Source organism: Sphingobium sp. CR2-8, from assembly GCF_035818615.1.
GTDB lineage: Bacteria > Pseudomonadota > Alphaproteobacteria > Sphingomonadales > Sphingomonadaceae > Sphingobium.
On record NZ_JAYKZY010000002.1, the window covers coordinates 2,878,432 to 2,903,789 of the forward strand.

Genomic DNA, 25,358 nt, shown 5'->3' on the forward strand with positions numbered 1-25,358 from the left:
GCTGCGCCAACCGTCCTGCGATGATAGGATTGGCGCAAAAGAGCGTCAAGCGACGCTCCAGCCGCGCACTAACCCCCACCCTATCCCTTGGACGTAGCCTCCGCATACAACGTAAACTCGCTCTTCAATCCGCCCACGCTCGATTGCCCGACCCACAGGTCGAACGCGCCCGGTTCGGCGATGCGCTGGCTTCGGGCGCCGACGAACTCCAGGTCGACGCGCGACAACGAGAAACGGACGGTCTTGCTTTCACCCGGCGCCAGCGTCACGCGGGCCATGCGCTTTAGCTCGCGGATCGGGCGGGTGCGGCTGGCGACGCGGTCGCGGGTGTAGAGTTGGACCACTTCGCTGCCCTTGCGGTCGCCCTTGTTGGCGATGCGGGCAGTCACTTCGATCGCGGCGTCCCAGCGCAGCGCGCTGTCGGACAGTTTCAACTGGTCCAGCACGAAGTCGGTATAGGTCAGACCGTGGCCGAAGGGGAAACGGGCGCTGTTGTCGGTGGTGGCGTAGCGGGCCTTATATTCTGTGCTGCCATTGCCCAGCACCGGGCGGCCGGTGGATTTGCGGTCATAGTAGAAAGGCTCCTGCCCGCTTTCCCACGGGAAGCTGACGGGGAGCTTGCCCGATGGATCGACCTTCCCCAGCAGGATGTCGGCGATGGCGTGGCCCGCCTCGCTCCCCAGGAACCAGGTGGCGAGGATCGCCTGCGCATTGGCGACGCCGTCGTGCAGGGCGAGCGCGCGGCCGTGGCGCAGCAGGATGACGACAGGTTTGCCGATGGCCGTGACCGCGTCGGCCAGCGCCTGCTGCGCGGCCGGGATTTCGATGACGGTGCGGGACTGGGCTTCGCCCGACATGGCCTGCGATTCGCCAATGGCGAGCAGGACGATATCCGCCGCTTTGGCCGCCGCGACCGCCTCCGCGATGCCGCCGTCGATCGGCCCGCTGATGTCGCTGCCGCGCGTGACGGTGATTTTCGTCGGGTCGGGCAGCGCGGCGCGCAGGCCCGTGGCGATGTCCACGCCCTTGTCCGGGTCGCCATAGAAGGCCCAGGGGCCGTAGAGGTTGCGGACATCCTCGGCAAAGGGGCCGACGAGGGCGATTGTCTGCCCCTGGCCGGGTCGATCGGCAGGACGCCCTCATTTTTGAGCAAGACGACGGAGCGGGTGGCGGCTTCGCGGGACAGGGCGCGGTGGGCGGGGGTGAAGATGCGGGTCTTTTCCGCTTCTTCATTCAGCGATCTGTACGGATTGTCGAACAGGCCGATGGCGGCCTTCACATAGAGGATGCGGCGCACGGCGACGTCGATCGTGCCCATCGGCACCGCGCCGCTCTTCACCAGATCGGGCAGGTAGCGGATGTAGAGGCCGCTCTGCATCGACATGTCGACCCCGGCGAGAACGGCGAGGCGGGCGGCGTCGCGGTCATCCTCCGCAAAGCCGTGGGCGACCAGTTCTTCGTCGGCGGTGTAATCGGAAAAGACGAAGCCGCGAAACTGCATCTCGCCGCGCAAAATGTCGGTGAGAAGTTCGCTGTCCGCCGTGGCGGGGACGCCGTTGATTTCGTTGAAGGCGGCCATAGTGGTGAGCGCGCCCGCCGCGAACGCCTTGCCGAAGGGGGGCAGATGGGTTTCGCGCAGCGTTTCTTCGCTGATGTCGACATTGCCATATTCCAGGCCCGCGGCGACTGCACCATAGGCGGCGAAATGTTTGGGACAGGCGAGCAGCGCGTCGTCGCGGCGCAGGTCGCGGCCCTGATAGCCCCGGATGCGGGCGGCGGACAGCAGGCCGGTGAGGGTCACGTCCTCCCCTGCCCCCTCCACCACGCGGCCCCAGCGCTGGTCGCGGGCGACATCGACCATGGGGGCGAAGGTGAGGTGGAGGCCAGCGGCGGTGGCTTCGATCGCCTGGGCGCGGGCGGTGCGCTCGCACAAAGCGGGGTCGAAGCTGGAGGCTTCGGCGAGGGGGACCGGGAAGATGGTCTTGAGGCCGTGGATGACATCGCCCGCGAAGAGCAAGGGGATGCCGAGGCGGCTGTCCTTGACCGCGATCTCCTGCGCGCGGCGGCCGCCCGCGACGCCTATCCCGTTGAAGAGGCAGCCGACGCGGCCCTTGCGGATTTCCTGCGCCAGGCGCTTTTCATCCTGGATGCCGACCTGCGGGTTGGGCGGGTTGAACGGGCGGAAGCTGTCGGCGAGGCAGGTCATCTGCCCGGCCTTTTCCTCCAGCGTCATCTTCGCGATCAGGGCGTCGACACGCTCGACATCAGTCTGCGCCAAAGCGCTGCGGGGCAAGCCGATGGCGAGGACGCCGCCAAGGGTGCGGAGGATGAGGTCGCGGCGATCAAGTGTCATGCAGAGCGGGCGTAACCGGGCAAGGATGAATGGAACTTGTCCAAGCGAACGCGGCGGTGCGCATTTCGTTGCACTGCGGCAATGACCCTGCGGCGCGATGGTTTTGGCCAGCGATGGGAGGAAGGCTATGGTGGACGCACTTGGGCTCGAACCAAGGACCCGCTGATTAAGAGTCAGCTGCTCTACCAACTGAGCTATGCGTCCACACCGGCCTGTTTCCGGTCCGGGAAGGACCGACTGCATCGGCCCGATGCAGTGGTGGACAGGGCTGGATTCGAACCAGCGTACGGGAAACCCGGGCAGATTTACAGTCTGCTGCCTTTAACCACTCGGCCACCTGTCCAGTGCCCTGCGCGCCATGAAATTTGCGTTCCCGCCGCGCTGGAGGCGGCTCAATGGCGAAAGGAGACTTGCCTGTCAATGGGTGAATGTGAAAAGAGCGGGCCATGAAAAAAGGTCATCGTTCCGCCAAGCCCAAGGGCGCCTTCCCCCGCTTCTATGGCCGCCACGCCGTCATAGCGGCGCTCGCCAATCCCAACCGCATCGTGCGCAAGATATGGGGCACGCGCGAAGCGCTGGGTGCGCTCGATCTGCCGCCGGTGCTGCCGATCGTCTATTCCGACGTCGCCGACATGGGCCGGATGGTCCCGTCCGACGCGCCGCACCAGGGCATCGTCGCGGAAGTCGAGCCGCTGGACGATGTCTGGCTGGGCGATGTTCTGGAGCAGGGACAGGACGACAAGCGCCCCATATTGGTGCTGGACCAGGTGACCGACCCGCATAATGTCGGCGCGATCCTGCGCTCCGCAGCAGCCTTCAACGCGCTGTGCATCGTCACGCAGGACCGGCACGCCCCGCCCGAATTGGGCGTGCTGGCGCGCGCGGCATCAGGCGCGCTGGAGAATGTGCCCTGGATCCGCGTGGTGAACCTGGCGCGCGCGCTGGAGGAAATTGCCGAGGCGGGTTATTGGCGCATCGGCCTGGACGGCGACGCCGGCACTACGCTGGGCGAGGCGATCGGCGAATTGCGCGTCGCGCTGGTGCTGGGCGCGGAGGGCGAAGGGCTGCGCCACAATACGATCGCCCATTGCGATATCATCGCCAAGCTGCCGATCAGCCCGCGCATGGAAAGCCTGAACGTGTCCAATGCGGCGGCGATCGCCCTCTACGCCGCGACGGTGCGCTGACAAGGCGGAACGGTGGGAAAGGCATCGATCGACGCCCGTCCCACCGTTCCGTCCCGATCAATCTTCCGGTGCGATGGTGATGCGCAGGCCGTCCAGCGCATCGGTCAGCACCACCTGGCAGGACAGGCGGCTGGCGTCGTTGCGATGATCGCTGCTGTCGAGCAGGTCGTTTTCGTCCTCGCTCATCGCGGGCAGCCTGTCGGCGAAGGCGGGATCGACATATATATGGCATGTCGCGCAGGAGCAGCAACCGCCGCACAAGGCCAGTAACTCGTCGAATCCGTTATCGCGAATGACTTCCATGACCGACAGGCCATTATCGCCATCGACGGCCTGTTCTTCACCCGAACGGTTGACCACTATCAGTTTCGGCATCTACCCTCACCCTCCAGAATTTTTCTCAGCCGCTCTGACCGACAGACGCGACGAAATCAAGGGGCCAGACAATAAGCCTATGGTGACGACTGCGGAACAATTGCGCGCCAGCCTGGACGCCATCGCCGCGCTGGAGCCGGGCTTTACGGCCGCGATCGCCCGGGCAGGCTATCCCGCGCCGCGCATGCGCGCGCCGGGCTATGAGACGTTGCTGCGCACGATCGTGGGCCAGCAGGTCAGCGTCGCGTCCGCCGCCGCCGTGTGGCGCAAGCTGGAGGCCGAACTGGGCGAGGGTTGCGCGCCCGACGCACTGGTGGCGCGTGACTTCGATGCTTTGCGCGCCTGTGGCCTGTCCCGCCAGAAACAGGGCTATGCGCGCAGCCTGGCCGAACTGATCCTGTCGGGCGCGCTCGACCTGCATGCCCTGCCCCGGGATGATGAGGAAGCTATCGCGCAACTCGTGCGGATCAAAGGAATCGGGCGCTGGTCGGCAGAAATCTACCTGCTGTTCGCGGAGGGCCGACCGGATGTCTGGCCAGCGGGCGACCTGGCGGTACAGATCGAGATCGGCCGCATCCTGGGCCTGTCCGAACGGCCGAGCGAACAACTGACCCGGCAAATCGCCGAAGCCTGGCGCCCCCATCGGGGCGCAGCGGCCATCATGGCCTGGCACCATTATAATATCGAGGTAATTTGACATGCCCCTGCCCCATGCCCGCTACATCGTCCTCCAGCATGAGGGCGTCTGGAAGATCAATCTGGACAATAAATATTATGGCCCCTTCGCGACCCAGGCACTGGCGGTAGACAGCGCCACGGGCACCGCGCGCAAGGCGAGCGAGGCCGGCTATCCTGCGTCCGTATTGGTGATGGAGGGGACCAAATTCGACACGATATGGACCAGCGTCGAGGCGTGAAAGGCCAGTCGTGAACGCGGCTGGCGGGTATTTTCCAACAGAAGAGGAACCTTAACGCCCGCCCGGGTTTAGTTGGTTCGAGTTATACAGGCCAGAGAATGCGCAAGAAGGTTCTGATTGTCGAGGACGAGATATTCGTCGCGCTGGAGATCGAACAGATCGTTGAGGATGCCGGTTTTGCGGTAGGCGCGATTGCGGCTGATCGGGAAGGCGCGCTGGCCAGCGCCGACGATTGCGACATAGCGCTGATCGATCTGAACCTGCGCGACGGGCCGACCGGCCCGCAGATCGGCGTGGAACTGGCGGCCCGCCACGGTATCCGCGTTATCTATGTCACCGCCAATCCCGCACAGATTGGGGACGCTTCGGTCGCAGCGCTGGGCGTGATCACCAAACCCTTCCGCGCGCAGAGTATTTCCGCTGCATTGCGCCTGGCTGCGTCCGAGCAGCCGGTGCTGGACGATGTGGAAATCGTCGGCTTTACGCCGTTCCCGCCAGCCGACTCATGGAACGGGATGGAATCCAGAGGCTGAGGCGCAACCCGCCTGCCCTCCAGTCCCGTTCGATCCGTCCACCCAATTGCCGTTCGACGCTGAGCGTCATCAACCGCGTTCCAAAGCCGTCGGTACCGCCGGGCTTGATCGTCGGACCGCCCTCTTCCAGCCATTCGATCCGGATGGCATCGCCTTCCACCGACACATCCAGATGGACCGTGCCATCGGTTGTCGATAGCGCCCCATATTTGGCGGCGTTGGTCGCCAGTTCATGGAACAGCAGCGACAGCGGCGTTGCAGACCGATCATCGATCAACGGATCATGACCTGATATCGTGATCCGCGATCCGCTTTCGCCGCGATAGGGCGCGAAAATCTGGTCCAATATGCCCCACAAGCGGCCCTGCCGCCCGCCCAGTTGCGACGCGGAGTCGATACTGTGCGGCCGGACGAAATCATGCGCGCGACCCAGCGCCAGAATACGATCGCGCAGGTCATCGGCCACGTCGCGAATTTCGGGATGCTGCCGCGCCGACAGGCCGATCAGCCCGGCGATGACGGAAAAGATATTCTTGATCCGGTGCGACAGTTCGTGCGCGATCAACTCACGCTCTTCCATCATCAGCTTCTGTTCGTGGATCTCGGTGCAGGTGCCGATCCAGCGTATGATGACGCCGTCACCGTCCCGGATCGGCAGCGCGCGGCCCAGCGTCCAGCGATATTCGCCGCTATGATGGCGCAGCCGATATTCGATCTCATAGGGCTCGCCGGTTTCCAGGCTGTTGCGCCAGCGCGACCAGGCGCGTTCCTGATCGTCGGGATGGAACATGTCGTTCCACCCTTCCCCATCGGTCGATCCCGCCTGTACGCCTGTATAATCGTACCAGCGCGCATTATAATAATCATGATAGCCGTCGGGCAGCGTGGACCAGACCATCTGCGGCATCGCGTCCGACAAGGTGCGGAACATGCGGTCGCTTTCGGCGATGGCGGCGGCGTCCATACGCTGCCGTGCGATGATGTCGCGGTCGCGGCGGCGGCCTTCCAACTCCACCATCACCTGCCGGGCAAGCAAGGTCAGACCCTTACGCTGCAACGGGGTCAGATCGTCGCGCGGGACCGTATCGATGACGCAGAGCGCACCGAGAGGCTCTCCATCCGCGCCCACCAACGGCGCGCCGGCGTAGAAACGAATATGCGGCGGCCCGGTAACAAGCGCATTATCCGCAAAACCGGGATCGACCGCCGCATCCGGCACCACGAAAATGTCCGGCTTCAACATGGCATGCTGGCAAAAGGACACGTCGCGTGGCGTTTCGTCCGCGTCCAGACCAGTACGCGCCAGGAACCGCTGGCGTATATTTTCCACGATGCTGACGAGCGCGATCGGCACATCGCACAGGCGCGCCGCAAACGCCGTGATATCGTCCAGGCTGCGGAAGCCACCGGCGTCGAGATCGTAGAGCGCCAGCAGCGCCGCCCGATCGGTCGTCAGCTCGCATGTCTCAGCCATCGCTGACCCGCTCGATGTCGGCGCCCACGGCGGACAGCTTTTCTTCCAGCCGTTCATAGCCGCGATCGAGATGATAGACCCGGTTGACCTGGGTTTCGCCTTCGGCCGCAAGGCCAGCGAGGATCAGGCTCATCGACGCGCGCAGGTCGGTCGCCATCACCGGCGCGCCGACCAGCTTGTCGACGCCGCGCACGACCGCGGTGCGGCCGTTGACCGCGATGTCCGCGCCCATGCGGGCCAGTTCGGGAACATGCATGTAGCGATTTTCGAAGATCGTCTCGGTCAGGACCGATGCGCCATCCGCCTTCGTCAGCATCGCCATGAACTGCGCCTGCATATCGGTCGGGAAGGCTGGGAAAGGCGCAGTCGACACGGTCAGCGGCTTGAGCTTGCCATCGGATGCGATGCGGATGCCGTCCTTGTGCGGATCGACCTGCACGCCCGCATCGCGCAGCGCGGCCAGGATGGCGTGCATGTCTTCGGCATTGGCGCCGATCAGGTCGATGTCACCCCCGGTGATGGCGGCGGCGCAGGCATAGCTGCCCGCTTCGATCCGGTCGGGCATCACGCGATAGGTCGCGCCGTGCAGCCGGTCGCGGCCGTGGATGACCAGCTTGTCGCCGCCTATACCCTCTATGTCCGCACCCATGGCGACCAGTAGGTTGCACAGGTCCACGATTTCCGGCTCACGCGCCGCATTTTCGAGGATACAGGTGCCCTTCGCCAGGACGGCGGCCATCAGCGCATTTTCGGTCGCGCCGACCGACACGACGGGGAAGGTGTAGATGCCGCCAGGCAGGCCGCCATCGGGCAGGCTGGCGCGGACATAGCCGGCCGCGATCTCGATGATCGCGCCAAAGGCCTCAAGCGCTTTCAGGTGCAGGTCGATCGGGCGGTTGCCGATCGCGCAGCCGCCCGGCAGCGACACCCGCGCTTCGCCCGCGCGGGCGAGCAGCGGCCCCAGCACCAGGATCGATGCGCGCATCTTGCGCACGATGTCGTAGGGCGCTTCGGTCGAGGTGACGCGGCCCGCCCGCATCGTCATGACGCGACCGAAATCCTCCGGCCGCGCGCCCTCTATCATGGTCGATACGCCCAGCTGGTTCAGCAGATGACCGAAACTGTCGACGTCGGCCAGGCGCGGCAGGTTGCGCAGCGTCACCGGCTCGTCGGTCAGCAGCGCGCAGGGCAGCAGCGTCAGGGCGGCGTTCTTTGCGCCGGAGATGGGAAGGCGGCCGTTGAGCGCGTTGCCGCCGCGAATGTGAATGCGGTCCATTGGGCAGGGTTAATAGCGTGTAATGCGCCCCGCGCAAGGCGGCTCTGGGACCATGCGCCATGCCCGACCGGACGTGATGGGCACAGGGTGCAACATTATTGCAAAGCACGCGCCGACCTTGATCGAGTTTAGTGCGGATTCTGAAAATGCAGCCAAAAGGCGGATAGGGCGTTTTGCCATCGTAACGATATTCGTAAAGAAGGTGTATTTGGTGGCGACAAGTTGTTTCGCGGAAAGGCTGGCACAACATGTGCCCCTGTCCGACGCGGAAAAAAAGGCGTTGGCCCGACTTGAGGAAAATCCGCGCAAGATAAAGCGCGGCGCGATGATCCAGCGGGTCAACGACACGGTGACGGAATTATTCGTGCTGCGCGAAGGCCGTGTGATGAGCTTCGTCATCCTGCCCGATGGCAGCCGACAGATATTGCGCGTCTATTTTCCCGGTGATTTCATCGGGTCGGCCAGCACCATCTACAGCAAGGCGCCCGAATCGCTGGTCGCGCTGTCAGACGCGATCGTCTGCCCGTTCGACAAACATGCGCTGCGCCGGTTGCTGGAGGAGCATCCCCGCGTCGCCGCGCTGTTGTTTCTGCTCTCCAATGCGGAACGGGTGGCGCTGACCGACCGGCTCGCCGCGCTGGGCCGCACATCGGCCAAGGCGCGGGTCGCGTCCTTCCTTCTCGACATGTTCGACCGGCTGCGCGTGACCGACGACAGCATCACCGACAGTTTCGACCTGAAGCTGACGCAGGAGGAGATTGGCGATTCGATCGGCCTGACGTCGGTTCATGTGAACCGGATGATCCGGCAGATGGAGCAGGAAGGGCTGATCAGCCGCTCCAACGGGCGCATCATCCTGAACGACATGGCGCGGTTGGAAGAGATCGGCCATTATACCAATCGGCACAAGGACATGGACCTGGACTGGTTGCCGGTCGGCTGACGCTGGGGACTGGTTGACGACCAGAAACGCAGGCGACACGCCCTTGGGCGCAGCAGGCGCGCCGCCATGCCGCCAAGGATCGTCACGCCAGCAGCTCGACATCCCAATAGAGCCAGTCATGCCAGCTTTCGTGCAGATAGCCCGGCGGAAAGGCGCGGCCATGTTCCTGCAAATGCCAGCTGGTGGGGCGGATCGGCTGGACATACAGGCTCATGCCCGCTTCCTTGGGCGTCCGGCCGCCCTTTTTGAGGTTGCAGGGCGAACAGGCGGTCGCGACATTTTCCCAGGTGGTGCGCCCGCCCGCGCGGCGCGGCACGACATGGTCGAAGGTCAGGTCGTTCGTCGTCCCGCAATATTGGCAGGAAAATTTGTCGCGCAGGAACAGGTTGAAACGGGTGAAGGCGGGATGTTCGGACGGGCGAACATATTGTTTGAGCGCGATGACCGACGGAATGCGCATGTCCACGCTGGGGCTGTGCACATGCCGCTCATAGCTGGCGATGATGTCCACCCGGTCCAGAAACACCGCCTTGATCGCAGTCTGCCAGGGCCACAGACTGAGCGGATAATAGCTGAGCGGGGTATAATCCGCATTCAGAACGAGCGCCGGGCAGTTTTCCGGGTGCCGTATGAGGTCGGGATGGTACATAGAAACCTTCTTCCCCCTTGCCGCCGCCGCTGATCCTCCAGCAAGGTGACAGCAGCATGACAGCATTAACGAATATCTCCCGTCAAGAGCCTGTATGACTCATCTTGCCAAACCACAGCATATGGTGACCCGCTTCGCCCCCAGCCCCACCGGGTTGCTGCATGTCGGTCATGGCTGGTCGGCGTTGATGGGACATGACATGGCGCGCGCGGCCGGCGGCGCGTTCCGGCTGCGGATCGAGGATATAGACGGCACGCGGAGTCGCGCAGAGCATGTCGCGGGCATACTGGCCGATCTGGCCTGGCTGGGCGTCGCATGGGATGGCGAGGTCGTCTTCCAGTCGCAGCGGCTGGACCGATATGATGCGGCGCTTGAACGGCTGCGGGGACAAGGGCTGCTCTATCCCTGTTTCTGCACCCGCGCCGATATCCAGGCCAGCCTGACCGCGCCGCACGGGCCGGAAGGGCCGGTCTATCCAGGCACCTGCCGGGGCCTGAGCGACGCAGAGCGTACACGCCGGATCGCCGCGGGCGAAGCGCATGCCTGGCGGATCGATATGGCCCAAGCTGTAGCGCGGATGGGGGTGCCGGCTTGGCGCGCGCTCCCGTTCCAGGCGCCGGATGGCATGGAAACCACCTTGCAAATCGCCACCCCCCTCGCCCATGGCGATGTCGTGCTCGCGCGCAAGGATGCGCCCGCCAGCTATCATCTGTCCTGCACGCTGGACGATGCGGCGATGGGCGTGAGCCATGTGCTGCGGGGCAGCGACCTGCGCGGGGCGACCGATGTCCACCGGCTGATACAGGCGCTGCTGGATCTGCCCAGCCCGACCTACGTCCATCACCCGCTGCTGATCGGGGCGGACGGCAGACGTCTTGCCAAGCGCGACGGGTCGATCGCGCTGGCCGATCTGCGGGCGCAGGGCATGGACCCGGCGATGCTGGCCGCCGACCTGCGGGCGGGACGCTTTCCATTTGGCATCACGGCTGCAAACGCCTAGACTAAGCCCATGAACACCATCCTCGTCATCGCCCTGATCCTTGCCATGGCTGCGACGCTGTTCGCGCTGATCCGGGGCATCGTCGCCTTCCTCCAGACCACCAAGGAAGAGCTGAACCTGCCCGAAGGCGCGGTGCGGCCGTCGAGCGTCAAGCAGAACAAGATGATGCTGAACCGCGTGCTGTTCCAGGCGGCGGCGGTCATCATCGTGGCGATATTGCTGCTGTCCAAGGGGCACTGAGCGGTTCGGCGTCGGCTGGAACGGCTGACGGCTTTCCAAACGCAAAAACAGAGTCGGGCAGACAGCCGATGGTCAAGCTGAACAAGATCTACACGCGCACCGGCGACAATGGGACGACAGGCCTGGCCGACGGATCGCGCCTGCCCAAATATGCGCCACGCATGCAGGCCGTGGGCGATGTCGATGAAGCGAACAGCGCCATCGGCCTGGCGATCGTCGCAATGGCTGACTGCCCGGAAGCCGCCTGGCTGACCGTCATCCAGAACGACCTGTTCGATCTGGGTGCAGACCTGGCGACGCCCATTCCGGAGGGAGAGGACGTGCCCTGGGCGCTGCGCATCGTGGCAAGCCAGGTGGCGCGACTGGAGCAGCAGATCGATGCGATGAACGCCGATCTTGCCCCACTCGACAGTTTCATCCTGCCCGGCGGATCGCCCGCCGCCGCCGCTGTCCATCTCGCCCGCGCGATCACGCGCCGGGCCGAGCGCAGCGCGACCGCTGCCGCTGCGGAGGTTGCGCTCAATCCCCAGGCGCTCGTCTATCTCAACCGGCTTTCGGACCTGTTGTTCGTATTGGCGCGCCGGTTGAACGGCAATGGCGCGGCCGACGTGAAATGGGTGCCCGGCGCGTCGCGCTGAGACGGGACGACGCGGGTAAACCAAGGACGCACGGCCTGACTCTCCTGCAGCACGGCCTGTCTTACGCCCGATCGTTAACCCTGTTTCTTCACACTGCATTGAGAACCGGGCTGAGAAGGCATTGCGTCCATAAAAGAGACGGGGATCGCCATGCATTTCTACCTCGCCACATCCTTCATTTTTCCACGGTCGCTGCGCCTGCGGCTCTTTACCCTCTGTTTCGTCGCGACCCATCTGCCGTTGCTGGGCTATCTGGCCTTGGGCCTGACGACCGGGCGTATCCAACTGGCTGAATTCCTATTGCTGACGGTGGCCACGGTGATCGGCACCGGCATCGCCCTGCTGGGCATCGGCGCGCTGCTGAACCCAATCCATGCGCTGGCGCAGACGCTGCACAATGGCGAGGGCGGCGCCGTCGCGCTGCCCGAAGTGGGGGATGTCATCAATACCCTCTACGCCGGGGTGCAACGCGTCGCGAGCGTGACCCGCGAGCGGCTGGACGACCTGCATCAGATCGCCCACGAAGACCCGCTGACCGGCATCGCCAACCGGCGCGGCTTTCTGGCCCATATGGCCGCGCTGCCCCAGGACCGGCGCAAGGGCTGCGTCGCGATCATCGACATCGATTATTTCAAGCGGGTCAACGACCTGTCGGGTCATGAGGAAGGCGACCGGGTGCTGGCGTCCTTCGCCACCCGCCTGTCCGCGCTGGTGCGGCGCGTCGACATGGTTGCCCGCTGGGGCGGTGAGGAATTCGCCATCTTCTTCCAGGACTGCATAGAGGATGAGGCCAGCTGGTCGCTCGCGCGGATCGCCAGCCGGATGCGCAGCGATCCGATCGGTCAGGTGCATGACCGGCCGATCAGCTTTTCCGCCGGCGTTTGCCGCTGGGCCGGCGGCGACCTGGAGGATGCGTTGCGCCGCGCCGACGACGCGCTGTACGAGGCCAAGCAATCGGGTCGCGACCGCGTCTGCCGCGCCGCGCCGATCCTGCAGGAAGTATGACCTTTCGGGTAGGGCTGGAACCGCCCGCCCGTTTATGCGCTTTTCCCTTCAGAGAGCGGATCGACCGTATCGGAAGGGACAGGCATGGCCAAAAGCTGGACGGATGCCCGTCAGGACGATCTGGAAGACCGCTACAGGACCGTGCGCGGGCTGACCGATGCGCTGGCCGCGCCCCTGTCGGACGCGGACGCGACGGTCCAGTCTATGGCCGATGCGTCCCCTGCGAAATGGCATTTGGCCCATACGAGCTGGTTTTTCGAGACTTTCGTTCTGCGCGATCACGTTCAGGGATATCGGCCGTTCGATCCGCGCTACGCCTTCCTGTTCAACAGCTATTATGAGGCGGAGGGCGCGCGCCATGCCCGGCCGCTGCGGGGCATGCTCACCCGGCCCTCGCTCGATGACATCCGGGCCTACCGCGCGCATGTCGATGCTGCGCTGACTGCCGCACTGGGCATGCTGCCGCAGGCGGCGCGCGCACTGGTGACGCTGGGGCTGCATCATGAGCAGCAGCATCAGGAATTGCTGCTGACCGACCTGCTCCACCTATTCTCGCTCAATCCGCTGGAGCCTGCGCTGTTCGGGGCGCCCAGCGCTGCTCCGGTGGCCCTGCCCGGCCCGCTCCACTGGATCGAGGGGCGCGAAGGATTGGTGGAGATCGGCGAGGATGGGCGGAATGCCTTCGCCTTCGATTGCGAAGGGCCACGGCACAAGGTCGTGCTGCGTCCTCATGCTCTGGCGCATCGACCGGTGACGAATGGCGAATGGATCGCCTTTATCGAGGATGGTGGCTACCGTAACGCCGCGCATTGGCTGTCGGACGGATGGGCCTGGGTGCAGGGCGAAGGGATCGACGCCCCAGCTTATTGGAAACAGGGCGAGCAGGGCTGGACCCGCTTCGGCCTGGACGGGCGCCAGCCAGTCAACCCGGCTGCGCCCGTCACGCATATCAGCCTGTATGAAGCCGACGCCTATGCGAGTTGGGCCAACGCGCGCCTGCCGACCGAGGCCGAATGGGAAAGCGCGGCGCAGAATCTCCCGGCGGGCACCGGCAATCTGCTCGACGATGCGGCCTGCCCGCGTCCGCGCCCGGCCGATGCGGTATCCACGCTGACGCAGATGTTCGGCGACGTGTGGGAATGGACCGGCAGCGCCTATCGCCCTCACCCCGGTTTTCGCGCCGCACCGGGCGCGGTTGGAGAATATAATGGCAAGTTCATGTCGGGGCAGTTCGTGCTGAAGGGCGCAAGCTGCGCCACCCCGCGCGGCCATACGCGCGCGAGCTACCGCAATTTCTTCTATCCCCATCAACGCTGGCAGTTCACCGGGCTGCGGCTGGCAAAGGATTTGTGAGCGCCATGTTGCTGACCGACACCCCCCCTGCCCCGACTCGCACGATCGATCCGGCCTTTCATCACGATATCGTTGCGGGCCTTTCGCGCAGTCCCAAGGCGACGCCGCCCATCTGGTTCTACGACCGGCGCGGTTCCGAATTGTTCGAGGCGATCACGGACCTGCCCGAATATTATCCCACGCGTACCGAGACGGCGTTGCTGGCGACCCATGGTGCGGATTTTGCGGCGGCGGTCGGCGAAGGTCGCGCGGTGGTGGAGTTCGGCGCGGGGAGCTCGCGCAAGACGCCGCACCTGCTCCGCGCGATCGCGCCTGCCGCCTATGTACCGATCGACATCAGCGGGGACTTTCTCCACGCCAGCAGCGCGGCGCTGGCCGACGCCTTTCCGGGCCTGCCGGTGCTGCCGGTCGTCGGCGACTTCAACCGACCGCTGGCCCTGCCCAGCGCGATCGAAGGGTTGCCACGCCTGGGATTTTTCCCCGGCTCCACCATCGGCAACATGGAGCCGGACGCGGCGGTCGACCTGCTGCGCGCCATGCGCCGTCTGCTGGGCGATGACGCCAAGCTGCTGATCGGCATGGACCGGATCAAGGATCGCGACCGATTGATCGCCGCCTATGACGATGCGCAGGGCGTGACCGCCGCCTTCAACCTCAATCTGGTCGAGCGGATCAACCGCGAGCTGGAGGGCGATATGCCGATCGACGGCCTTGCCCACCGCGCCATCTGGAACGACGACAAGGCCCGGATCGAAATGCATCTGGAGGCGCAAAGACCGTTGCATTTCCACATTGCCGGCCACCATTTCCACATGGATGCGGGCGAAACGATCCATACGGAGAGCAGTCATAAATATGGCGCGCGCGACCAGCGATTGCTACTACGCGCAGGCGGTTGGGAGCCAGTCGAGGAATGGACCGACGATGACGGCCTGTTCGCGCTGGTGTTGGCGGAAGCGGGTTGAGCCGAGAACTGTCTACGGCCCGGCATCAGCAGTAGAGATACACGCACACACCGGCATCCCGCGACCAGTCTACTCCGCCACGAGCAGCAGCAAGTCGCGCAGGTCGGTGAGGCTGGGCAATATCTGCGCGCAAGCGAGCGCCAACTCTTCGGTGGGCGGCAACAGGTCCGGAACCATGACCGTCGCGATGCCCGCCGCCGTGGCGGAGCGGACGCCCGCGTAACTGTCCTCCACCGCAACGCAATGGGCCGGATCGACGCCCAGCAGGCGGGCGGCGAGCAGATAGGGTTCGGGGTGCGGTTTGGGTCGGTCGACGTCGCTGCGTGTCACCACCACATCGAAATAGGGGAGCAGCCCGCTCTTCTCCAGCCGCGCCTGCGCATAGGGCGCGGCGGTCGAGGTGGCGAGCGCCATCGGGATGCCCGCCTGCGCCAGATGATCCAGGATCAGCCGCGCGCCGGGGCGGAGCGGGATGCCCGCATCCACCGCTGCTTCGAACAGGGCGTCGCTGTCGGCATAGAAACGGTCGAGCGGGAAGTCCGGCCCCAGATGCGCCGCCAGCATCCGCTCATTTTCATCGCGATGGATGCCGACCATCGACAGCAGCAGCTCGTCCGACATCGGCCAGCCGATCGCCTGCCCCGTTTGCGCAAAGGCCTGCCGATGCGCCGCCTCGGTATCGATCAGCGTCCCGTCCATGTCGAAGATCACCGCGCGGATCGGGTCCGGCAGATGGGAGGCGGCGAGCGACGGGGCGGGTTGGCGAAGCGGATGGGTCATGGCGTAGATATGGCCGCCTTTCGTTCCAATTCCATTGCAAAGCGTGCCATGCTGATTGCATGCGGCAGAACCGCGCGATCCCTTCGCGAGCCTGTCGAGAAGCGGGCAGAATTGCGCGCGCGGCTTTTCGATGCCGCGCGCACTTAACGGCCCTTGCCTGCCGCTGCCTACTCGGTCACCTGCGCCGACCAGGTTCTGATCCAGTGCCACGCGCCACGGCATTCGCCCATGCTGGTGGCTTCGATCAGGCGAAAGCGGGTGCCGTCCCAGACATAGGCTTCGCTGCCGCCGCAATCGCCCAGCCCACGCCCCTTGGCGAAGCTGTCGAGCCGCAGCTTGTCCGCCGTCCAGCCGGCATTGACCAGCATGGGACGCGCCTCTTCCTCGCTCCAGCCCGGCTTCAGGTCGAAGCTGGCCAGACGGAAGACACGCCGACCCGCAACGCCGGTGGCGATCACCGGAACGGCCGTGCTGTTATAGGCGCCGCTGCCGCAGGGCACGAGGATCAACGTCTCCGTCTTCGAAAGGCGATATTGTTCGGGCGACTGGCCGCGCCGCATCTCATCGGTGCAGCGCGTGAACTTGGCGAGCGCTGTCAGTTCCTCCCGCCACAGACCGGCCGGGGCTGGCCCGACCGGCAGCGGCGCGCGGCGAACGGTGGGAGCGGCAGGCGCGGCGCGCACGGCGATCGGCCCCATTGCGCCGGTCGCGACCAGCGCGGTGCTGGTCCCGGCCCGGCCCTGGCGCGCATCCATATAGCGCAGCGCCGCGCCCGATCCGGCCAGCGAGGGCTTGCCCAGCAGGCGGTTGCCCGACCGTATTTCCAGTACCCCGCCCCGCGCCATGGCGATGGCCAGCGCCGACGCCTGCGGTCCACGCACCGTGGCGTCGCCATCGCGGCTCATGGCGCTGGCGATGCGGCGACCATCGACGTGGAAGCTGAACTCGCCGCCGCCCTTGCCGTCCCGACTGACCCACACTTCCGCGGCGGTATCCGGCCCCGCGTCCCGCACGATCCCCACCATGACCGGACCGTCCGGCCAGTCGCTGCCCTCCGGCAGCAGGGATACCGCTTCGCATCGGTTGCGATTGTCGCAGCCGATCGTCCAGTCCCTGTAGGTTTCCAGCACACCGGGTTTTGGCGTCAGCGCTTTGGGCGCAGGTGCCTGCGTCGCACCGGCACCCGACCAGCCAAGGGCCGCCAGCGCGACCAGGAAATAATGTTTTGCCCCCATGGGTTAACCATAACCGATTTGCAGGGACGATGGTAGCGTTTCCGTTACGCAGCCGACCTGACCATTTACAGGCTCAGCATCAGCCCGGCCAGCGCCGCGCTCATCAGATTGGCGAGGCTGCCTGCGACCAGCGCCTTCAATCCCAGCTTCGCGATCATCGGTCGCTGGTTGGGCGCCAGATTGCCGGTCACCGCCATCTGGATCGCGATCGAACTGAAATTGGCGAAGCCGCACAGCGCAAAGGTGATGATGGCGATGGTCGGGGGCGACAGGACGCCCTGCACCTGGCCCAGGTTGATATAGGCGACGAATTCGTTGAGCACGACCTTCGTCCCGAACAGCCCGCCTGCCACCTGCGCTTCGGCCCAGGGGATGTTGAGCAGATACATGACCGGCTGGAAGACATAGCCCAGCAGCATCTGGAAGCTGAGGGTCGGGTAGCCGAACCACGCGCCGATGCCGCCCAATATGCCGTTGGCGAGCGCCACGAGCGCCACGAAGGCCAGCACCATCGCGCCCACTGCGACAGCGAGTTTGACACCTGTCTGCGCCCCTTGCGCGGCGGCCATGATGAGGTTGGCGGGCTTTTCCTCGTCATGGCTGGCCTGCGGCATGGGTTCGCCCGGCGTGCCTTCGGGCAGCAGCGCGGCGGGGCCTGCACCGCTGATGCGGGTGTCGGGCAGAAGCAGGTCGGGATGGTCGCCCAGCGGCAATTCGCCCTGCACCGGCACGCGCGGGTCGGGCATCATGATCTTGGCCATCAACAGCCCGCCCGGAGCCGCCATGAAGCTCGCCGCGAGCAGATAGTCGATCTTGATCCCCATCGACGCATAGGCGGCCAGGATGGTGCCCGCCACGCCCGCCATGCCGCTGGTCATGACCGCGAACAGCTGCGGCGGGGTCAGGCCCGCCAGATAGGGGCGGATGACGAGCGGGCTTTCGCTTTGTCCCACGAAGATGTTGGCGGCCGCGCACAGGCTTTCGACCTTCGACACGCCCGTCACCTTTTCGATCGCGCCGCCGACCCAGCGAACGATGAACTGCATGATCCCCAGATAATAGAGGATCGACACCAGGCTGGCGAAGAAGATGATGACGGGCAGCGCCGCGATGGCGAAGCTGGCCCCGCCGATTTCGGGCCGAGCCAGCGGACCGAAGATGAAGTCCGTCCCCGCCTGCGCATAGCCGAGCAGGTTGGCGACCCCGCGCGACATGCCCGCGATGATCGATCGTCCGGCAGGTACGTAAAGCACCAGCATGGCGATTCCCGCCTGGAGCAGGAAGGCCGCGCCCACGACCCGCGGCCTGATGGCGCGACGGTCGGAGGAGAGGGCAAAGGCGATGGCGAGGATGAGCAAAATGCCCGCGAGGCCGATAAGAAGATGCATGAGGCGCTTTCGCGTGAGGACAAACGCGGTGACTATATGGGCCACGACGCCCAGAGGCCAGAGCGTTTGACGCAGACCCGGCCTTCCCTCAATCTTCGAAGGCGAGCGAAACCCAGGAGGCCATGGCGTCGAGCGCCAGCGGCGAAAGGCGAATCGCGCGGCGGCGGCGACTATTGGGCGACGTGCGATGTTCGTTCAGCAGGCCGCGCCGCTCCATCGTGCCGACCTGACCCACGACGACGCTCAGCGACAGACGCAGGCTTTCGCTCATCTGTTCCAGCGTGAGCGCATGGCCTTCCAGTTCCGCCTGATACAGCGCCAGCAATATGTCCCACGCCGGATCGGCGAACAGATTCTGGCCAAACAGCATCGCCCGCACCCGCCGCGCTTCGAGATAGCGGGCCAGTGCGGGAAGCTGGTCGTTGCCCTCCCCATCCAGGATCGCGGGGTCTTCCTTGCGGGCATGGAAATTGGTCAGGCAGCGTTGCAACGCGACCACCAGGTCGACCGCCTCCTGATTGGGGAGGGTCCGATCAGGCGGGATATGGACGGTCATGAAAGGCTTTCCGGTCGAGTTCGATGCCGATGATCGTAAAAAGCAGCAACGGAATGACCCAGACCGTGCTGAGGCCGGCATAGATGCGGTCTGAAAATTGGAGCATGACCATGGTCGCGACATGGGTCAGGACGGTCAGCAACTGGCTGGCGGCGGCCCATATGGGCCAATAGCGAGTGCTGCGCAGCATCAACCACACGAGACAGCCCAGCAGCGTCGAATCGACCAGCATCAACCATAGCTGGGTCGCATGCCACGACCCCGCCAGTTGGGCCGGGATGGTCAGCACGACGCAACCCAGGAAGAACAGAACGAACCATCGCCCGTCCCTGCCGCCGAATAGTCCGGCGAAGAGGCAGCCGAGGAGGGTCAAGAGCCAGAAGAAAGCCGCCAGCATCTGCATTTCCGATTGAGGGGGGAAGCAAGGGTCATGCAGATGCCGACGACTTTCACCCAGATCAAGCGACCAGGGTCAGGTGACGCGCGGTTTCGCGCTGTTCGAGTTCCAGGCCGATCGGGCAACCGACCGCCGTTGCGGGAATGGCGCTGGCGTGCAGGCAACGGGTGAGCAGCGCGGTCGCGCGGACCATGTCGCTGCGCCCTTCGATGATCTTCGTTGCGCTGTCGTGAATCTGCTTGATGATGCGCTGGCTTTCGCTGGCGGTCAGGCCCGCCCCCTGCGACGCCGTCAGGAAGGCCGTGGTCAGCTGCGCGGTATCGACCAGCGCGGTGTCAAACGCGGCGAAGGCCTGGCGGGTCTGATCGGCGACGGCCTGGGTCTTTACAGGATCGAGGTTGAGCACAAGTCATCTCCTTCGCACGACGCCCTTGTCGGGCGGTGCGTTCTTCAGCGTGGCGATTTGGGACGGATCAGCCCAGGACCGTGAAGGCCCCACGAATGAGTAGCAGCAAAGCGACGACACCGACGCCGGTCAGAACGGCGGCCCGGACCATCGCCAATATGCGGCCATCGACACTCAGTTCATTGGTTGATCCCCCTAGCGGCGGACCGAAGGCCAGGATGCGGCGCAGGAAGCTGTTGGGTTCCGTCCGCACATCCGGCCTGTTCGGCTGATCAAGGGATGACGCAGGATCGGGTTGGGGCGCAAGCGGCTCCGGTTGATATATCAATGGCTGATATGTGCCGATTTGGGCCGGACGTTGCTCAACCGAAACGAAAAGGCGCGCCGCTTCCTTGCGCGATGGCACGCCGAACTTGCGCAAACTGGTGCGGACGCGCTGATCGACCGTATGCTCCGACACATGGAGCTGACGGGCGATCTCCTTGGAATTGAAGCCCTGCGCCACGAGCCGCAGGCACTGCTTTTCCCCCTCGCTCAAGGCTGGAAGGGTTTGCGCCACTGCATCATTCCTCCTGCGTGAACCACTCGCCGACCAACATATGGCCGGTTCGGGAGGCTCAGCCACCCACATCTCTATTCGCCACTCAGGGTTGCGATTCGGTTTCACCCGTCCCTAAAGTGACACGGCAGGTCGCATGCATGCAATGCAGATGGCCGACGATCCGTTCCGCAGGGCGGAGAGGGACCGACAAAAGGCGCGGGGCTGCCGCGAATCTTTGGCGCGCAGGCCGCCCGCGATGCGGTTCAGCGGAAGATATCGCCCATGTCCGCCGCCGTCTGCTTGGGATCGGGACCGAAGCGATTCTCGCCGCGCGTGCCGTCCAGGCACATGAAGACCAGCACGATGATGCCGCCGACATAAGGGACGAAGTTGAGCAGCACGAACCAGCCGCTCCTGTTCTGGTCATGGAAGCGGCGGACCTGCACCGCGAAGGACGGAATGATGAGCACGGCCACCAGCACCAGCAGCAGGATCACCATCAGCGACGCCCCACCCGATGCCTGGCCGCTGGGAAAACCGCCCAGGATCACGCCCACTATACCCAGTGCGATCGCCGCCAGCATATAGCCGAGGAAGAACATCCAATATTCCTTGCGGCGCGAACGTCCCGAGAAATCGGCGTAGCGCCTGAGCGGCAAGAGCATATATTCCATCTGCGTTTCCCCTGTTTGCGAGCCACGCAGGATAGGAAAGGCTTTTGCGCCTGTCTTGCAAAAAGCTGTGATGCCAAAAACTCGAAGGCGCGAAAGCCGCGCCGCTTATCAGGCGTCGGGCTTCGTGCCGCCTTGCTTGGCCTTGTGCGCGGCGAGCAGCGCGTCGATTTCCACGATGCGCAACCGTTGGGGCGTGTCTTTCGCCAGCCCCTTCAATCGGCATTCCGCCCAAAGAGCGCGGCGTTCCGAAGTCAGCGCCTTGAGATAAAGATCGGCCATTCTTGTGGCTTCCTTGCTAAAAAGAAAGGGCCGATGCCTCGCGACACCGGCCCTTTCTGCATATCATGGTAACGAGGGATCAGGCCGCCTTTTTGCGGGCAACCTGAAACATCAGGCCGCCTTTTTGCAGGCAACCTGAAACATCAGGCCGCCTTGGACCGGCTCATACGCTTGCGCTCGTTCGGATCGAGGTAGCGCTTGCGCAGACGGATGGTCTTGGGCGTCACTTCGACCAGTTCATCGTCATCGATATAGGCGATCGCCTGCTCCAGCGTCAGCTTCCAGGGCGGGGTCAGGCGGACGGCGTCGTCCTTGCCGCTGGCGCGGAAGTTGGTCAGCGCCTTCGACTTCATGGGATTGACTTCCAGATCGTCCGGCTTGGCGTTCTGGCCGATGATCATGCCTTCGTAGAGCGCTTCGCCCACGCCGACCATCAGGATGCCGCGTTCTTCCAGCGGACCCAGCGCATAGGCATTGGCCTCGCCTGCGCCGTTGGAGATCAGCACGCCGTTCTTGCGGCCTTCAATCGTGCCCTTGTGCGGACCATATTTCTCGAACAGGCGGTTCATGATGCCGGTGCCGCGCGTGTCGGACAGGAATTCGCCATGATAGCCGATCAGACCGCGCGAGGGGGCGGAGAAGGTGATGCGGGTCTTGCCGCCGCCCGACGGACGCATGTCGGTCATTTCCGCCTTGCGCAGGTTCATCTTCTCGACGACCGTGCCGGAAAATTCATCGTCCACGTCGATCATGACGGTTTCGTACGGCTCGGTCTTGCCGCCATTCTCGTCCTCGCCGAACAGCACGCGCGGGCGGCTGATGGAGAGTTCGAAGCCTTCGCGGCGCATGGTTTCGATCAGCACGCCCAGCTGGAGTTCACCGCGCCCTGCAACTTCGAAGCTGTCCTTGTCGGCGCTTTCCGTAACCTTCACGGCGACGTTGGATTCGGCTTCGCGGGCCAGACGGTCGCGTATCATGCGGCTCGTCACCTTGGTGCCTTCACGGCCGGCCATCGGCGAATCGTTCACGGCAAAGCGCATCGAGAGGGTCGGCGGATCGATCGGCTGGGCCTGGATCGGTTCGGTGACCGACGTGTCGCAGATGGTGTTGGCCACGGTCGCGACGGAGAGGCCGGCCAGCGAGATGATGTCGCCTGCCTTGGCTTCGTCGACGGGCACGCGATCAAGGCCGTGGAAGGCCATGATCTTCGACGCACGGCCGGTTTCGATGACCGTGCCGTCCATGTCGAGCGCGTGGATCGCCTGGTTCACCTTGACCGAACCGCTGGTCACGCGGCCGGTCAGGATGCGGCCCAGGAAGTTGTCGCGGTCGAGCAGCGTCACCAGGAAGGTGAAGGGCACACCCTCGACTTCCACGGCGGGCGCGGGGACATGATCGACGATCTTCTGGAACAGCGGGGTCAGCGTACCCGAACGCAGCGACGAATCTTCATTGGCGTAGCCATTGCGGCCCGACGCATAGAGGACGGGGAAGTCGAGCTGTTCGTCGGTCGCGTCGAGCGACACGAACAGGTCGAACACTTCGTCCAGCACTTCCTGGATACGCTCGTCGGGACGGTCGACCTTGTTAACGACGACGATGGGCTTCAGCCCCAGCGCCAGCGCCTTGCCGGTCACGAACTTGGTCTGCGGCATCGCGCCTTCCGACGAATCGACGAGCAGGACGACGCCGTCGACCATCGAAAGGATGCGCTCGACTTCACCGCCGAAGTCGGCGTGGCCGGGGGTATCGACGATGTTGATGCGGACGGGTTCGCCGCCTTCCGGGGTCCACTCGACCGACGTCGGCTTCGCCAGGATGGTGATGCCGCGCTCCTTTTCCAGGTCGTTGCTGTCCATCGCACGCTCTTCGACGCGCTGATTGTCGCGGAAGGTGCCGGACTGGCGGAAAAGCTGGTCGACGAGGGTGGTCTTGCCGTGATCGACGTGCGCGATGATGGCGATGTTACGCAGGGACATGTCTTGCCTTCGGGATATGGGTTCGCCCAAGCCGACACAGGGTCACACAGAGGCTTCGGGCGCGCCCCTACAGGAAATGATGCGTTGCGGCAAGGGCGCGGGGCGGACGCGACGCCGGTGATGCACGATGCATTGTCGGGGAGCGGGGTCGGCCCGCCGCCCCCGTCCTTCAATGGTCGCTGGCGGCGAAGGCGCCGATGCCGGTTTCCGCCCGCACACGTTGCGCCGTATAGCCTGCCTTGTCGACCGCCGCGCGCGGCGACCGATCGAACCGCGAAATCAGCCAGATCGCGACGAACCCGGCAGGCACCGAGAAAATCGCCGCCGAACTATAGGGGAACGGCGCCGGACCTAGGCCAAGGGTCGTGGTCCAGACTGCCGGTGACAGCAGCGTCAGGACAAACGCCGTCAGCAACCCGATCGTCCCGCCCCAGGCCGCGCCGCGCGTGGTGCAACCGCTCCAGAGCAGCGACAGGATCAGCACCGGGAAATTGCCCGACGCCGCCAGCGCAAAGGCCAGGCTGACCATGAAGGCGACGTTCTGCTTTTCGAACACCAGCCCCAGCAGCACCGCCAGCGCGCCGAGCGCCAGCGTGGTGAGGCGCGACACGCGCAGTTCGTCCTCTGAACTCGCCTGCCCCTGTTTTAGTACGGTGGCGTAGAGATCGTGGCTGACCGCCGACGCCGCCGACAGGGTCAGCCCCGCCACCACAGCAAGGATCGTCGCGAAGGCCACGGCCGAGATGAAGCCGAGGAAGGCATTGCCGCCGATCGCATGAGCAAGGTGGATCGCCGCCATGTTGCCGCCGCCGCGCAACGCCCCCGCCCCGTCCATATAGCCGCTGTCCGTGCCCACCAGCACGATCGCGCCGAAGCCGATGATGAACGTCAATATGTAGAAATAACCGATCCAGCCAGTCGCCCACAGCACGGACTTGCGCGCTTCCTTCGCGTCCGGGACGGTGAAGAAGCGCATCAATATATGCGGCAACCCCGCCGTGCCGAGCATCAGCGCCAGCCCGAAGGAAATGGCCGACACCGGATCCTTGATGAAGTTGCCCGGCGCCATGATGGAACGGCCGCGTTCGGCCGCCTGCGCCGCGCCCGCGCCATCGGCTAGCGCTGCCTGCGTCTTCACCTCGACCGCGCGGGCGAACAGAGCTTCCAGGGAAAAGCCGAACTGCGCCAGCACCATCAACGCCATGAAGCTGGCGCCGCCGAGCAGCAACACCGCCTTGACGATCTGCACCCAGGTCGTGGCGCGCATCCCTCCGAACAGGACGTAGAGCATCATCAGCCCGCCGACCATCACCACCGCCACCGCATAGGGCAGGCCGAACAGCAATTTGATGAGCTGCCCCGCGCCGACCATCTGCGCGACCAGGTAGAAACTGACGACCAATAATGTGGAAACCGCCGCGAAGCTGCGCACCGGCGGCTGGGCGAAGCGGTAGGAGGCGACATCGGCGAAGGTGAAGCGGCCAAGGTTGCGCAGCCGCTCCGCCATCAGGAACAGCAGGATCGGCCAGCCCACCAGAAAGCCGGTGGAGTAGATGAGGCCGTCATAGCCATCGTTGAAAATCTGCGCCGAAATGCCGAGGAAGGACGCGGCGGACATATAATCGCCCGCCATGGCGAGGCCGTTCTGGAAACCGGTGATACCGCCGCCCGCCGTGTAGAAATCCGACGCGGTGCGGGTGCGCGCCGCCGCCGCCTTTGTAATCCAGAGCGTCAGGCCCACGAAGGCGACGAACATGAGGATCGCGATCCAGTTGATCGGCTGACGCTGCGCTTCCCCTTCCAGCGCGGCGGCGAAAGCGGGGCCGGGGATCAGGGCGAACAGCGCGATCCATGCCCTCATGCGCCATGATCCTTCAATATGGCGGCCATCTGCGCGTCATGATGGCGGTTGGCATGGACGACATAGATGCCGGTGAGCGCGATCGCGAACAGGATGAGGCCAAGGCCGATCGGGATGCCGATCGAGGTGACGCCGTCCCCGATCGGCGCGCCCAGCAACGCCTTGTCGAAGGCGATGAGCAGCAGATAGGCGACGAACGTGAAGAAGATCGCTGCCGACAGCCACCAGCCCAGCCGCGTCCGCCGCGCCACCAGCGCGACATAGCGCGGGTCGGCCGCCACCCGGGCGACCCGCGCCTCGTCCCTCAGCTGCATCATGCATCCTCCTCCAGATTTGCCCCATGCTAGCCGGGCG

27 protein-coding genes, 2 tRNA genes and 1 pseudogene are annotated in these 25,358 nt (G+C 64.9%); 11 read left to right on the plus strand and 19 right to left on the minus strand.

What is annotated here, in order from left to right:
* Positions 1-80 precede the first annotated feature (80 nt).
* The 3 genes and pseudogenes from U5A82_RS18045 to U5A82_RS18055 form a co-directional block, all read right to left on the minus strand.
* Positions 81-2,353: pseudogene (locus U5A82_RS18045) on the minus strand (glycoside hydrolase family 3 N-terminal domain-containing protein).
* A gap of 128 nt (positions 2,354-2,481) precedes the next feature.
* Positions 2,482-2,557 (minus strand) — tRNA-Lys (locus tag U5A82_RS18050).
* Between the two features lie 52 nt (positions 2,558-2,609).
* Positions 2,610-2,696: transfer RNA gene (locus tag U5A82_RS18055), tRNA-Tyr, on the minus strand.
* 103 nt (positions 2,697-2,799) lie between these two features.
* Between U5A82_RS18055 and rlmB the strand changes: the two genes are divergently transcribed.
* Positions 2,800-3,540: a 23S rRNA (guanosine(2251)-2'-O)-methyltransferase RlmB gene (rlmB, locus tag U5A82_RS18060; protein WP_326292262.1), complete on the plus strand. Its 741-nt coding sequence runs from the start codon at positions 2,800-2,802 to the stop codon at positions 3,538-3,540.
* Between the two features lie 57 nt (positions 3,541-3,597).
* On the opposite strand, the gene U5A82_RS18065 is transcribed toward rlmB, so the two are convergent.
* The gene (locus U5A82_RS18065) at positions 3,598-3,915 is read right to left on the minus strand and encodes a 2Fe-2S iron-sulfur cluster-binding protein (protein ID WP_326292263.1); all 318 of its coding nucleotides are present in this window, start codon (positions 3,913-3,915) and stop codon (positions 3,598-3,600) included.
* A gap of 79 nt (positions 3,916-3,994) precedes the next feature.
* Here U5A82_RS18065 and U5A82_RS18070 point away from each other — a divergent pair, with 79 nt between their 5' ends.
* The 3 genes from U5A82_RS18070 to U5A82_RS18080 all read left to right on the plus strand — a co-directional run bounded on the left by U5A82_RS18070 (position 3,995) and on the right by U5A82_RS18080 (position 5,365).
* Positions 3,995-4,612: a DNA-3-methyladenine glycosylase family protein gene (locus tag U5A82_RS18070; RefSeq protein WP_326292264.1), complete on the plus strand. Its 618-nt coding sequence runs from the start codon at positions 3,995-3,997 to the stop codon at positions 4,610-4,612.
* Position 4,613: 1 nt separating this feature from the next.
* Positions 4,614-4,832, plus strand: a complete 219-nt coding sequence (locus tag U5A82_RS18075; RefSeq protein ID WP_326292265.1) for a DUF2188 domain-containing protein — start codon at positions 4,614-4,616, stop codon at positions 4,830-4,832.
* A gap of 98 nt (positions 4,833-4,930) precedes the next feature.
* Entirely contained in the window at positions 4,931-5,365 is a 435-nt protein-coding gene (locus U5A82_RS18080) for a response regulator (RefSeq protein ID WP_326292266.1), read from the plus strand.
* Here the strand turns inward: U5A82_RS18080 and U5A82_RS18085 are convergent.
* A complete protein-coding gene (locus U5A82_RS18085) occupies positions 5,313-6,839 on the minus strand; it encodes a sensor histidine kinase (RefSeq protein WP_326292267.1) in 1,527 nt (508 codons plus the stop codon). The two genes, U5A82_RS18080 and U5A82_RS18085, sit on opposite strands and share 53 nt — an antisense overlap.
* Positions 6,832-8,115, minus strand: a complete 1,284-nt coding sequence (gene murA, locus U5A82_RS18090) for a UDP-N-acetylglucosamine 1-carboxyvinyltransferase (protein ID WP_326292268.1) — start codon at positions 8,113-8,115, stop codon at positions 6,832-6,834. Before murA ends, U5A82_RS18085 begins: the two co-directional genes overlap by 8 nt.
* A 208-nt stretch (positions 8,116-8,323) precedes the next feature.
* Between murA and U5A82_RS18095 the strand changes: the two genes are divergently transcribed.
* On the plus strand, positions 8,324-9,058 hold the full coding sequence (locus U5A82_RS18095) for a Crp/Fnr family transcriptional regulator (RefSeq protein ID WP_326292269.1): 735 nt from the start codon (positions 8,324-8,326) through the stop codon (positions 9,056-9,058).
* A gap of 82 nt (positions 9,059-9,140) precedes the next feature.
* Here U5A82_RS18095 and U5A82_RS18100 read toward each other — a convergent pair whose 3' ends face one another.
* Positions 9,141-9,707, minus strand: a complete 567-nt coding sequence (locus tag U5A82_RS18100) for an HNH endonuclease (RefSeq protein ID WP_326292270.1) — start codon at positions 9,705-9,707, stop codon at positions 9,141-9,143.
* A gap of 94 nt (positions 9,708-9,801) precedes the next feature.
* Between U5A82_RS18100 and gluQRS the strand changes: the two genes are divergently transcribed.
* The 6 genes from gluQRS to egtD all read left to right on the plus strand — a co-directional run bounded on the left by gluQRS (position 9,802) and on the right by egtD (position 14,908).
* Positions 9,802-10,707 (plus strand): tRNA glutamyl-Q(34) synthetase GluQRS, encoded by a 906-nt coding sequence (gluQRS, locus tag U5A82_RS18105; protein WP_442802187.1) that lies wholly within the window; start codon positions 9,802-9,804, stop codon positions 10,705-10,707.
* A 9-nt stretch (positions 10,708-10,716) separates the two neighbouring features.
* A complete protein-coding gene (locus tag U5A82_RS18110; RefSeq protein ID WP_326292271.1) occupies positions 10,717-10,947 on the plus strand; it encodes a twin transmembrane helix small protein in 231 nt (76 codons plus the stop codon).
* 68 nt (positions 10,948-11,015) lie between these two features.
* Positions 11,016-11,585, plus strand: a complete 570-nt coding sequence (locus tag U5A82_RS18115) for a cob(I)yrinic acid a,c-diamide adenosyltransferase (protein WP_326292272.1) — start codon at positions 11,016-11,018, stop codon at positions 11,583-11,585.
* A 150-nt stretch (positions 11,586-11,735) separates the two neighbouring features.
* Positions 11,736-12,590: a GGDEF domain-containing protein gene (locus U5A82_RS18120; RefSeq protein WP_326292273.1), complete on the plus strand. Its 855-nt coding sequence runs from the start codon at positions 11,736-11,738 to the stop codon at positions 12,588-12,590.
* 84 nt (positions 12,591-12,674) lie between these two features.
* Positions 12,675-13,943 (plus strand): ergothioneine biosynthesis protein EgtB, encoded by a 1,269-nt coding sequence (gene egtB / locus U5A82_RS18125; RefSeq protein ID WP_326292274.1) that lies wholly within the window; start codon positions 12,675-12,677, stop codon positions 13,941-13,943.
* Positions 13,944-13,948: 5 nt separating this feature from the next.
* Positions 13,949-14,908, plus strand: coding sequence for an L-histidine N(alpha)-methyltransferase (gene egtD, locus U5A82_RS18130; protein WP_326292991.1), 960 nt, complete (start codon positions 13,949-13,951; stop codon positions 14,906-14,908).
* Between the two features lie 69 nt (positions 14,909-14,977).
* Here the strand turns inward: egtD and U5A82_RS18135 are convergent, their stop codons facing one another.
* The 12 genes from U5A82_RS18135 to U5A82_RS18190 all read right to left on the minus strand — a co-directional run bounded on the left by U5A82_RS18135 (position 14,978) and on the right by U5A82_RS18190 (position 25,321).
* Complete coding sequence (locus U5A82_RS18135; protein WP_326292275.1) at positions 14,978-15,688, minus strand: HAD family hydrolase; 711 nt, start codon at positions 15,686-15,688, stop codon at positions 14,978-14,980.
* A 167-nt stretch (positions 15,689-15,855) separates the two neighbouring features.
* On the minus strand, positions 15,856-16,923 hold the full coding sequence (locus tag U5A82_RS18140; RefSeq protein ID WP_326292276.1) for a DUF1176 domain-containing protein: 1,068 nt from the start codon (positions 16,921-16,923) through the stop codon (positions 15,856-15,858).
* A 65-nt stretch (positions 16,924-16,988) separates the two neighbouring features.
* The gene (locus tag U5A82_RS18145; protein WP_326292277.1) at positions 16,989-18,311 is read right to left on the minus strand and encodes a NupC/NupG family nucleoside CNT transporter; all 1,323 of its coding nucleotides are present in this window, start codon (positions 18,309-18,311) and stop codon (positions 16,989-16,991) included.
* 88 nt (positions 18,312-18,399) lie between these two features.
* Positions 18,400-18,867, minus strand: a complete 468-nt coding sequence (locus tag U5A82_RS18150) for an ArsR family transcriptional regulator (RefSeq protein ID WP_326292278.1) — start codon at positions 18,865-18,867, stop codon at positions 18,400-18,402.
* Positions 18,845-19,264, minus strand: a complete 420-nt coding sequence (locus U5A82_RS18155) for a hypothetical protein (protein ID WP_326292279.1) — start codon at positions 19,262-19,264, stop codon at positions 18,845-18,847. Before U5A82_RS18155 ends, U5A82_RS18150 begins: the two co-directional genes overlap by 23 nt.
* A gap of 61 nt (positions 19,265-19,325) precedes the next feature.
* On the minus strand, positions 19,326-19,670 hold the full coding sequence (locus U5A82_RS18160; RefSeq protein ID WP_326292280.1) for a hypothetical protein: 345 nt from the start codon (positions 19,668-19,670) through the stop codon (positions 19,326-19,328).
* Between the two features lie 67 nt (positions 19,671-19,737).
* Positions 19,738-20,229 carry a response regulator transcription factor gene (locus U5A82_RS18165; protein ID WP_326292281.1) on the minus strand — a complete coding sequence of 164 codons (492 nt, stop codon included), beginning with the start codon at positions 20,227-20,229 and terminating at the stop codon, positions 19,738-19,740.
* A 245-nt stretch (positions 20,230-20,474) separates the two neighbouring features.
* Positions 20,475-20,885, minus strand: a complete 411-nt coding sequence (locus tag U5A82_RS18170) for a DUF805 domain-containing protein (protein WP_326292282.1) — start codon at positions 20,883-20,885, stop codon at positions 20,475-20,477.
* A 108-nt stretch (positions 20,886-20,993) separates the two neighbouring features.
* On the minus strand, positions 20,994-21,164 hold the full coding sequence (locus tag U5A82_RS18175; protein WP_326292283.1) for a hypothetical protein: 171 nt from the start codon (positions 21,162-21,164) through the stop codon (positions 20,994-20,996).
* Between the two features lie 143 nt (positions 21,165-21,307).
* Positions 21,308-23,143 carry a translational GTPase TypA gene (gene typA / locus U5A82_RS18180; protein WP_326292284.1) on the minus strand — a complete coding sequence of 612 codons (1,836 nt, stop codon included), beginning with the start codon at positions 23,141-23,143 and terminating at the stop codon, positions 21,308-21,310.
* 169 nt (positions 23,144-23,312) lie between these two features.
* Positions 23,313-25,004 carry a cation acetate symporter gene (locus tag U5A82_RS18185; protein ID WP_326292285.1) on the minus strand — a complete coding sequence of 564 codons (1,692 nt, stop codon included), beginning with the start codon at positions 25,002-25,004 and terminating at the stop codon, positions 23,313-23,315.
* The gene (locus U5A82_RS18190) at positions 25,001-25,321 is read right to left on the minus strand and encodes a DUF485 domain-containing protein (protein WP_326292286.1); all 321 of its coding nucleotides are present in this window, start codon (positions 25,319-25,321) and stop codon (positions 25,001-25,003) included. The genes U5A82_RS18185 and U5A82_RS18190 overlap by 4 nt, the downstream gene beginning before the upstream one ends.
* Between the last annotated feature and the right edge of the window lie 37 nt (positions 25,322-25,358).

Coding starts and splice junctions, on each gene's coding strand:
- rlmB (WP_326292262.1), top strand. CDS start 2,800: ATGAAAAAAGGTCATCGTTCCGCCAAGCCCAAGGGCGCCTTCCCCCGC.
- U5A82_RS18065 (WP_326292263.1), bottom strand. CDS start 3,915: ATGCCGAAACTGATAGTGGTCAACCGTTCGGGTGAAGAACAGGCCGTC.
- U5A82_RS18070 (WP_326292264.1), top strand. CDS start 3,995: ATGGTGACGACTGCGGAACAATTGCGCGCCAGCCTGGACGCCATCGCC.
- U5A82_RS18075 (WP_326292265.1), top strand. CDS start 4,614: ATGCCCCTGCCCCATGCCCGCTACATCGTCCTCCAGCATGAGGGCGTC.
- U5A82_RS18080 (WP_326292266.1), top strand. CDS start 4,931: ATGCGCAAGAAGGTTCTGATTGTCGAGGACGAGATATTCGTCGCGCTG.
- U5A82_RS18085 (WP_326292267.1), bottom strand. CDS start 6,839: ATGGCTGAGACATGCGAGCTGACGACCGATCGGGCGGCGCTGCTGGCG.
- murA (WP_326292268.1), bottom strand. CDS start 8,115: ATGGACCGCATTCACATTCGCGGCGGCAACGCGCTCAACGGCCGCCTT.
- U5A82_RS18100 (WP_326292270.1), bottom strand. CDS start 9,707: ATGTACCATCCCGACCTCATACGGCACCCGGAAAACTGCCCGGCGCTC.
- gluQRS (WP_442802187.1), top strand. CDS start 9,802: ATGACTCATCTTGCCAAACCACAGCATATGGTGACCCGCTTCGCCCCC.
- U5A82_RS18110 (WP_326292271.1), top strand. CDS start 10,717: ATGAACACCATCCTCGTCATCGCCCTGATCCTTGCCATGGCTGCGACG.
- U5A82_RS18115 (WP_326292272.1), top strand. CDS start 11,016: ATGGTCAAGCTGAACAAGATCTACACGCGCACCGGCGACAATGGGACG.
- U5A82_RS18120 (WP_326292273.1), top strand. CDS start 11,736: ATGCATTTCTACCTCGCCACATCCTTCATTTTTCCACGGTCGCTGCGC.
- egtB (WP_326292274.1), top strand. CDS start 12,675: ATGGCCAAAAGCTGGACGGATGCCCGTCAGGACGATCTGGAAGACCGC.
- egtD (WP_326292991.1), top strand. CDS start 13,949: ATGTTGCTGACCGACACCCCCCCTGCCCCGACTCGCACGATCGATCCG.
- U5A82_RS18135 (WP_326292275.1), bottom strand. CDS start 15,688: ATGACCCATCCGCTTCGCCAACCCGCCCCGTCGCTCGCCGCCTCCCAT.
- U5A82_RS18140 (WP_326292276.1), bottom strand. CDS start 16,923: ATGGGGGCAAAACATTATTTCCTGGTCGCGCTGGCGGCCCTTGGCTGG.
- U5A82_RS18145 (WP_326292277.1), bottom strand. CDS start 18,311: ATGCATCTTCTTATCGGCCTCGCGGGCATTTTGCTCATCCTCGCCATC.
- U5A82_RS18150 (WP_326292278.1), bottom strand. CDS start 18,867: ATGACCGTCCATATCCCGCCTGATCGGACCCTCCCCAATCAGGAGGCG.
- U5A82_RS18155 (WP_326292279.1), bottom strand. CDS start 19,264: ATGCTGGCGGCTTTCTTCTGGCTCTTGACCCTCCTCGGCTGCCTCTTC.
- U5A82_RS18170 (WP_326292282.1), bottom strand. CDS start 20,885: ATGGAATATATGCTCTTGCCGCTCAGGCGCTACGCCGATTTCTCGGGA.
- U5A82_RS18175 (WP_326292283.1), bottom strand. CDS start 21,164: ATGGCCGATCTTTATCTCAAGGCGCTGACTTCGGAACGCCGCGCTCTT.
- typA (WP_326292284.1), bottom strand. CDS start 23,143: ATGTCCCTGCGTAACATCGCCATCATCGCGCACGTCGATCACGGCAAG.
- U5A82_RS18185 (WP_326292285.1), bottom strand. CDS start 25,004: ATGAGGGCATGGATCGCGCTGTTCGCCCTGATCCCCGGCCCCGCTTTC.
- U5A82_RS18190 (WP_326292286.1), bottom strand. CDS start 25,321: ATGATGCAGCTGAGGGACGAGGCGCGGGTCGCCCGGGTGGCGGCCGAC.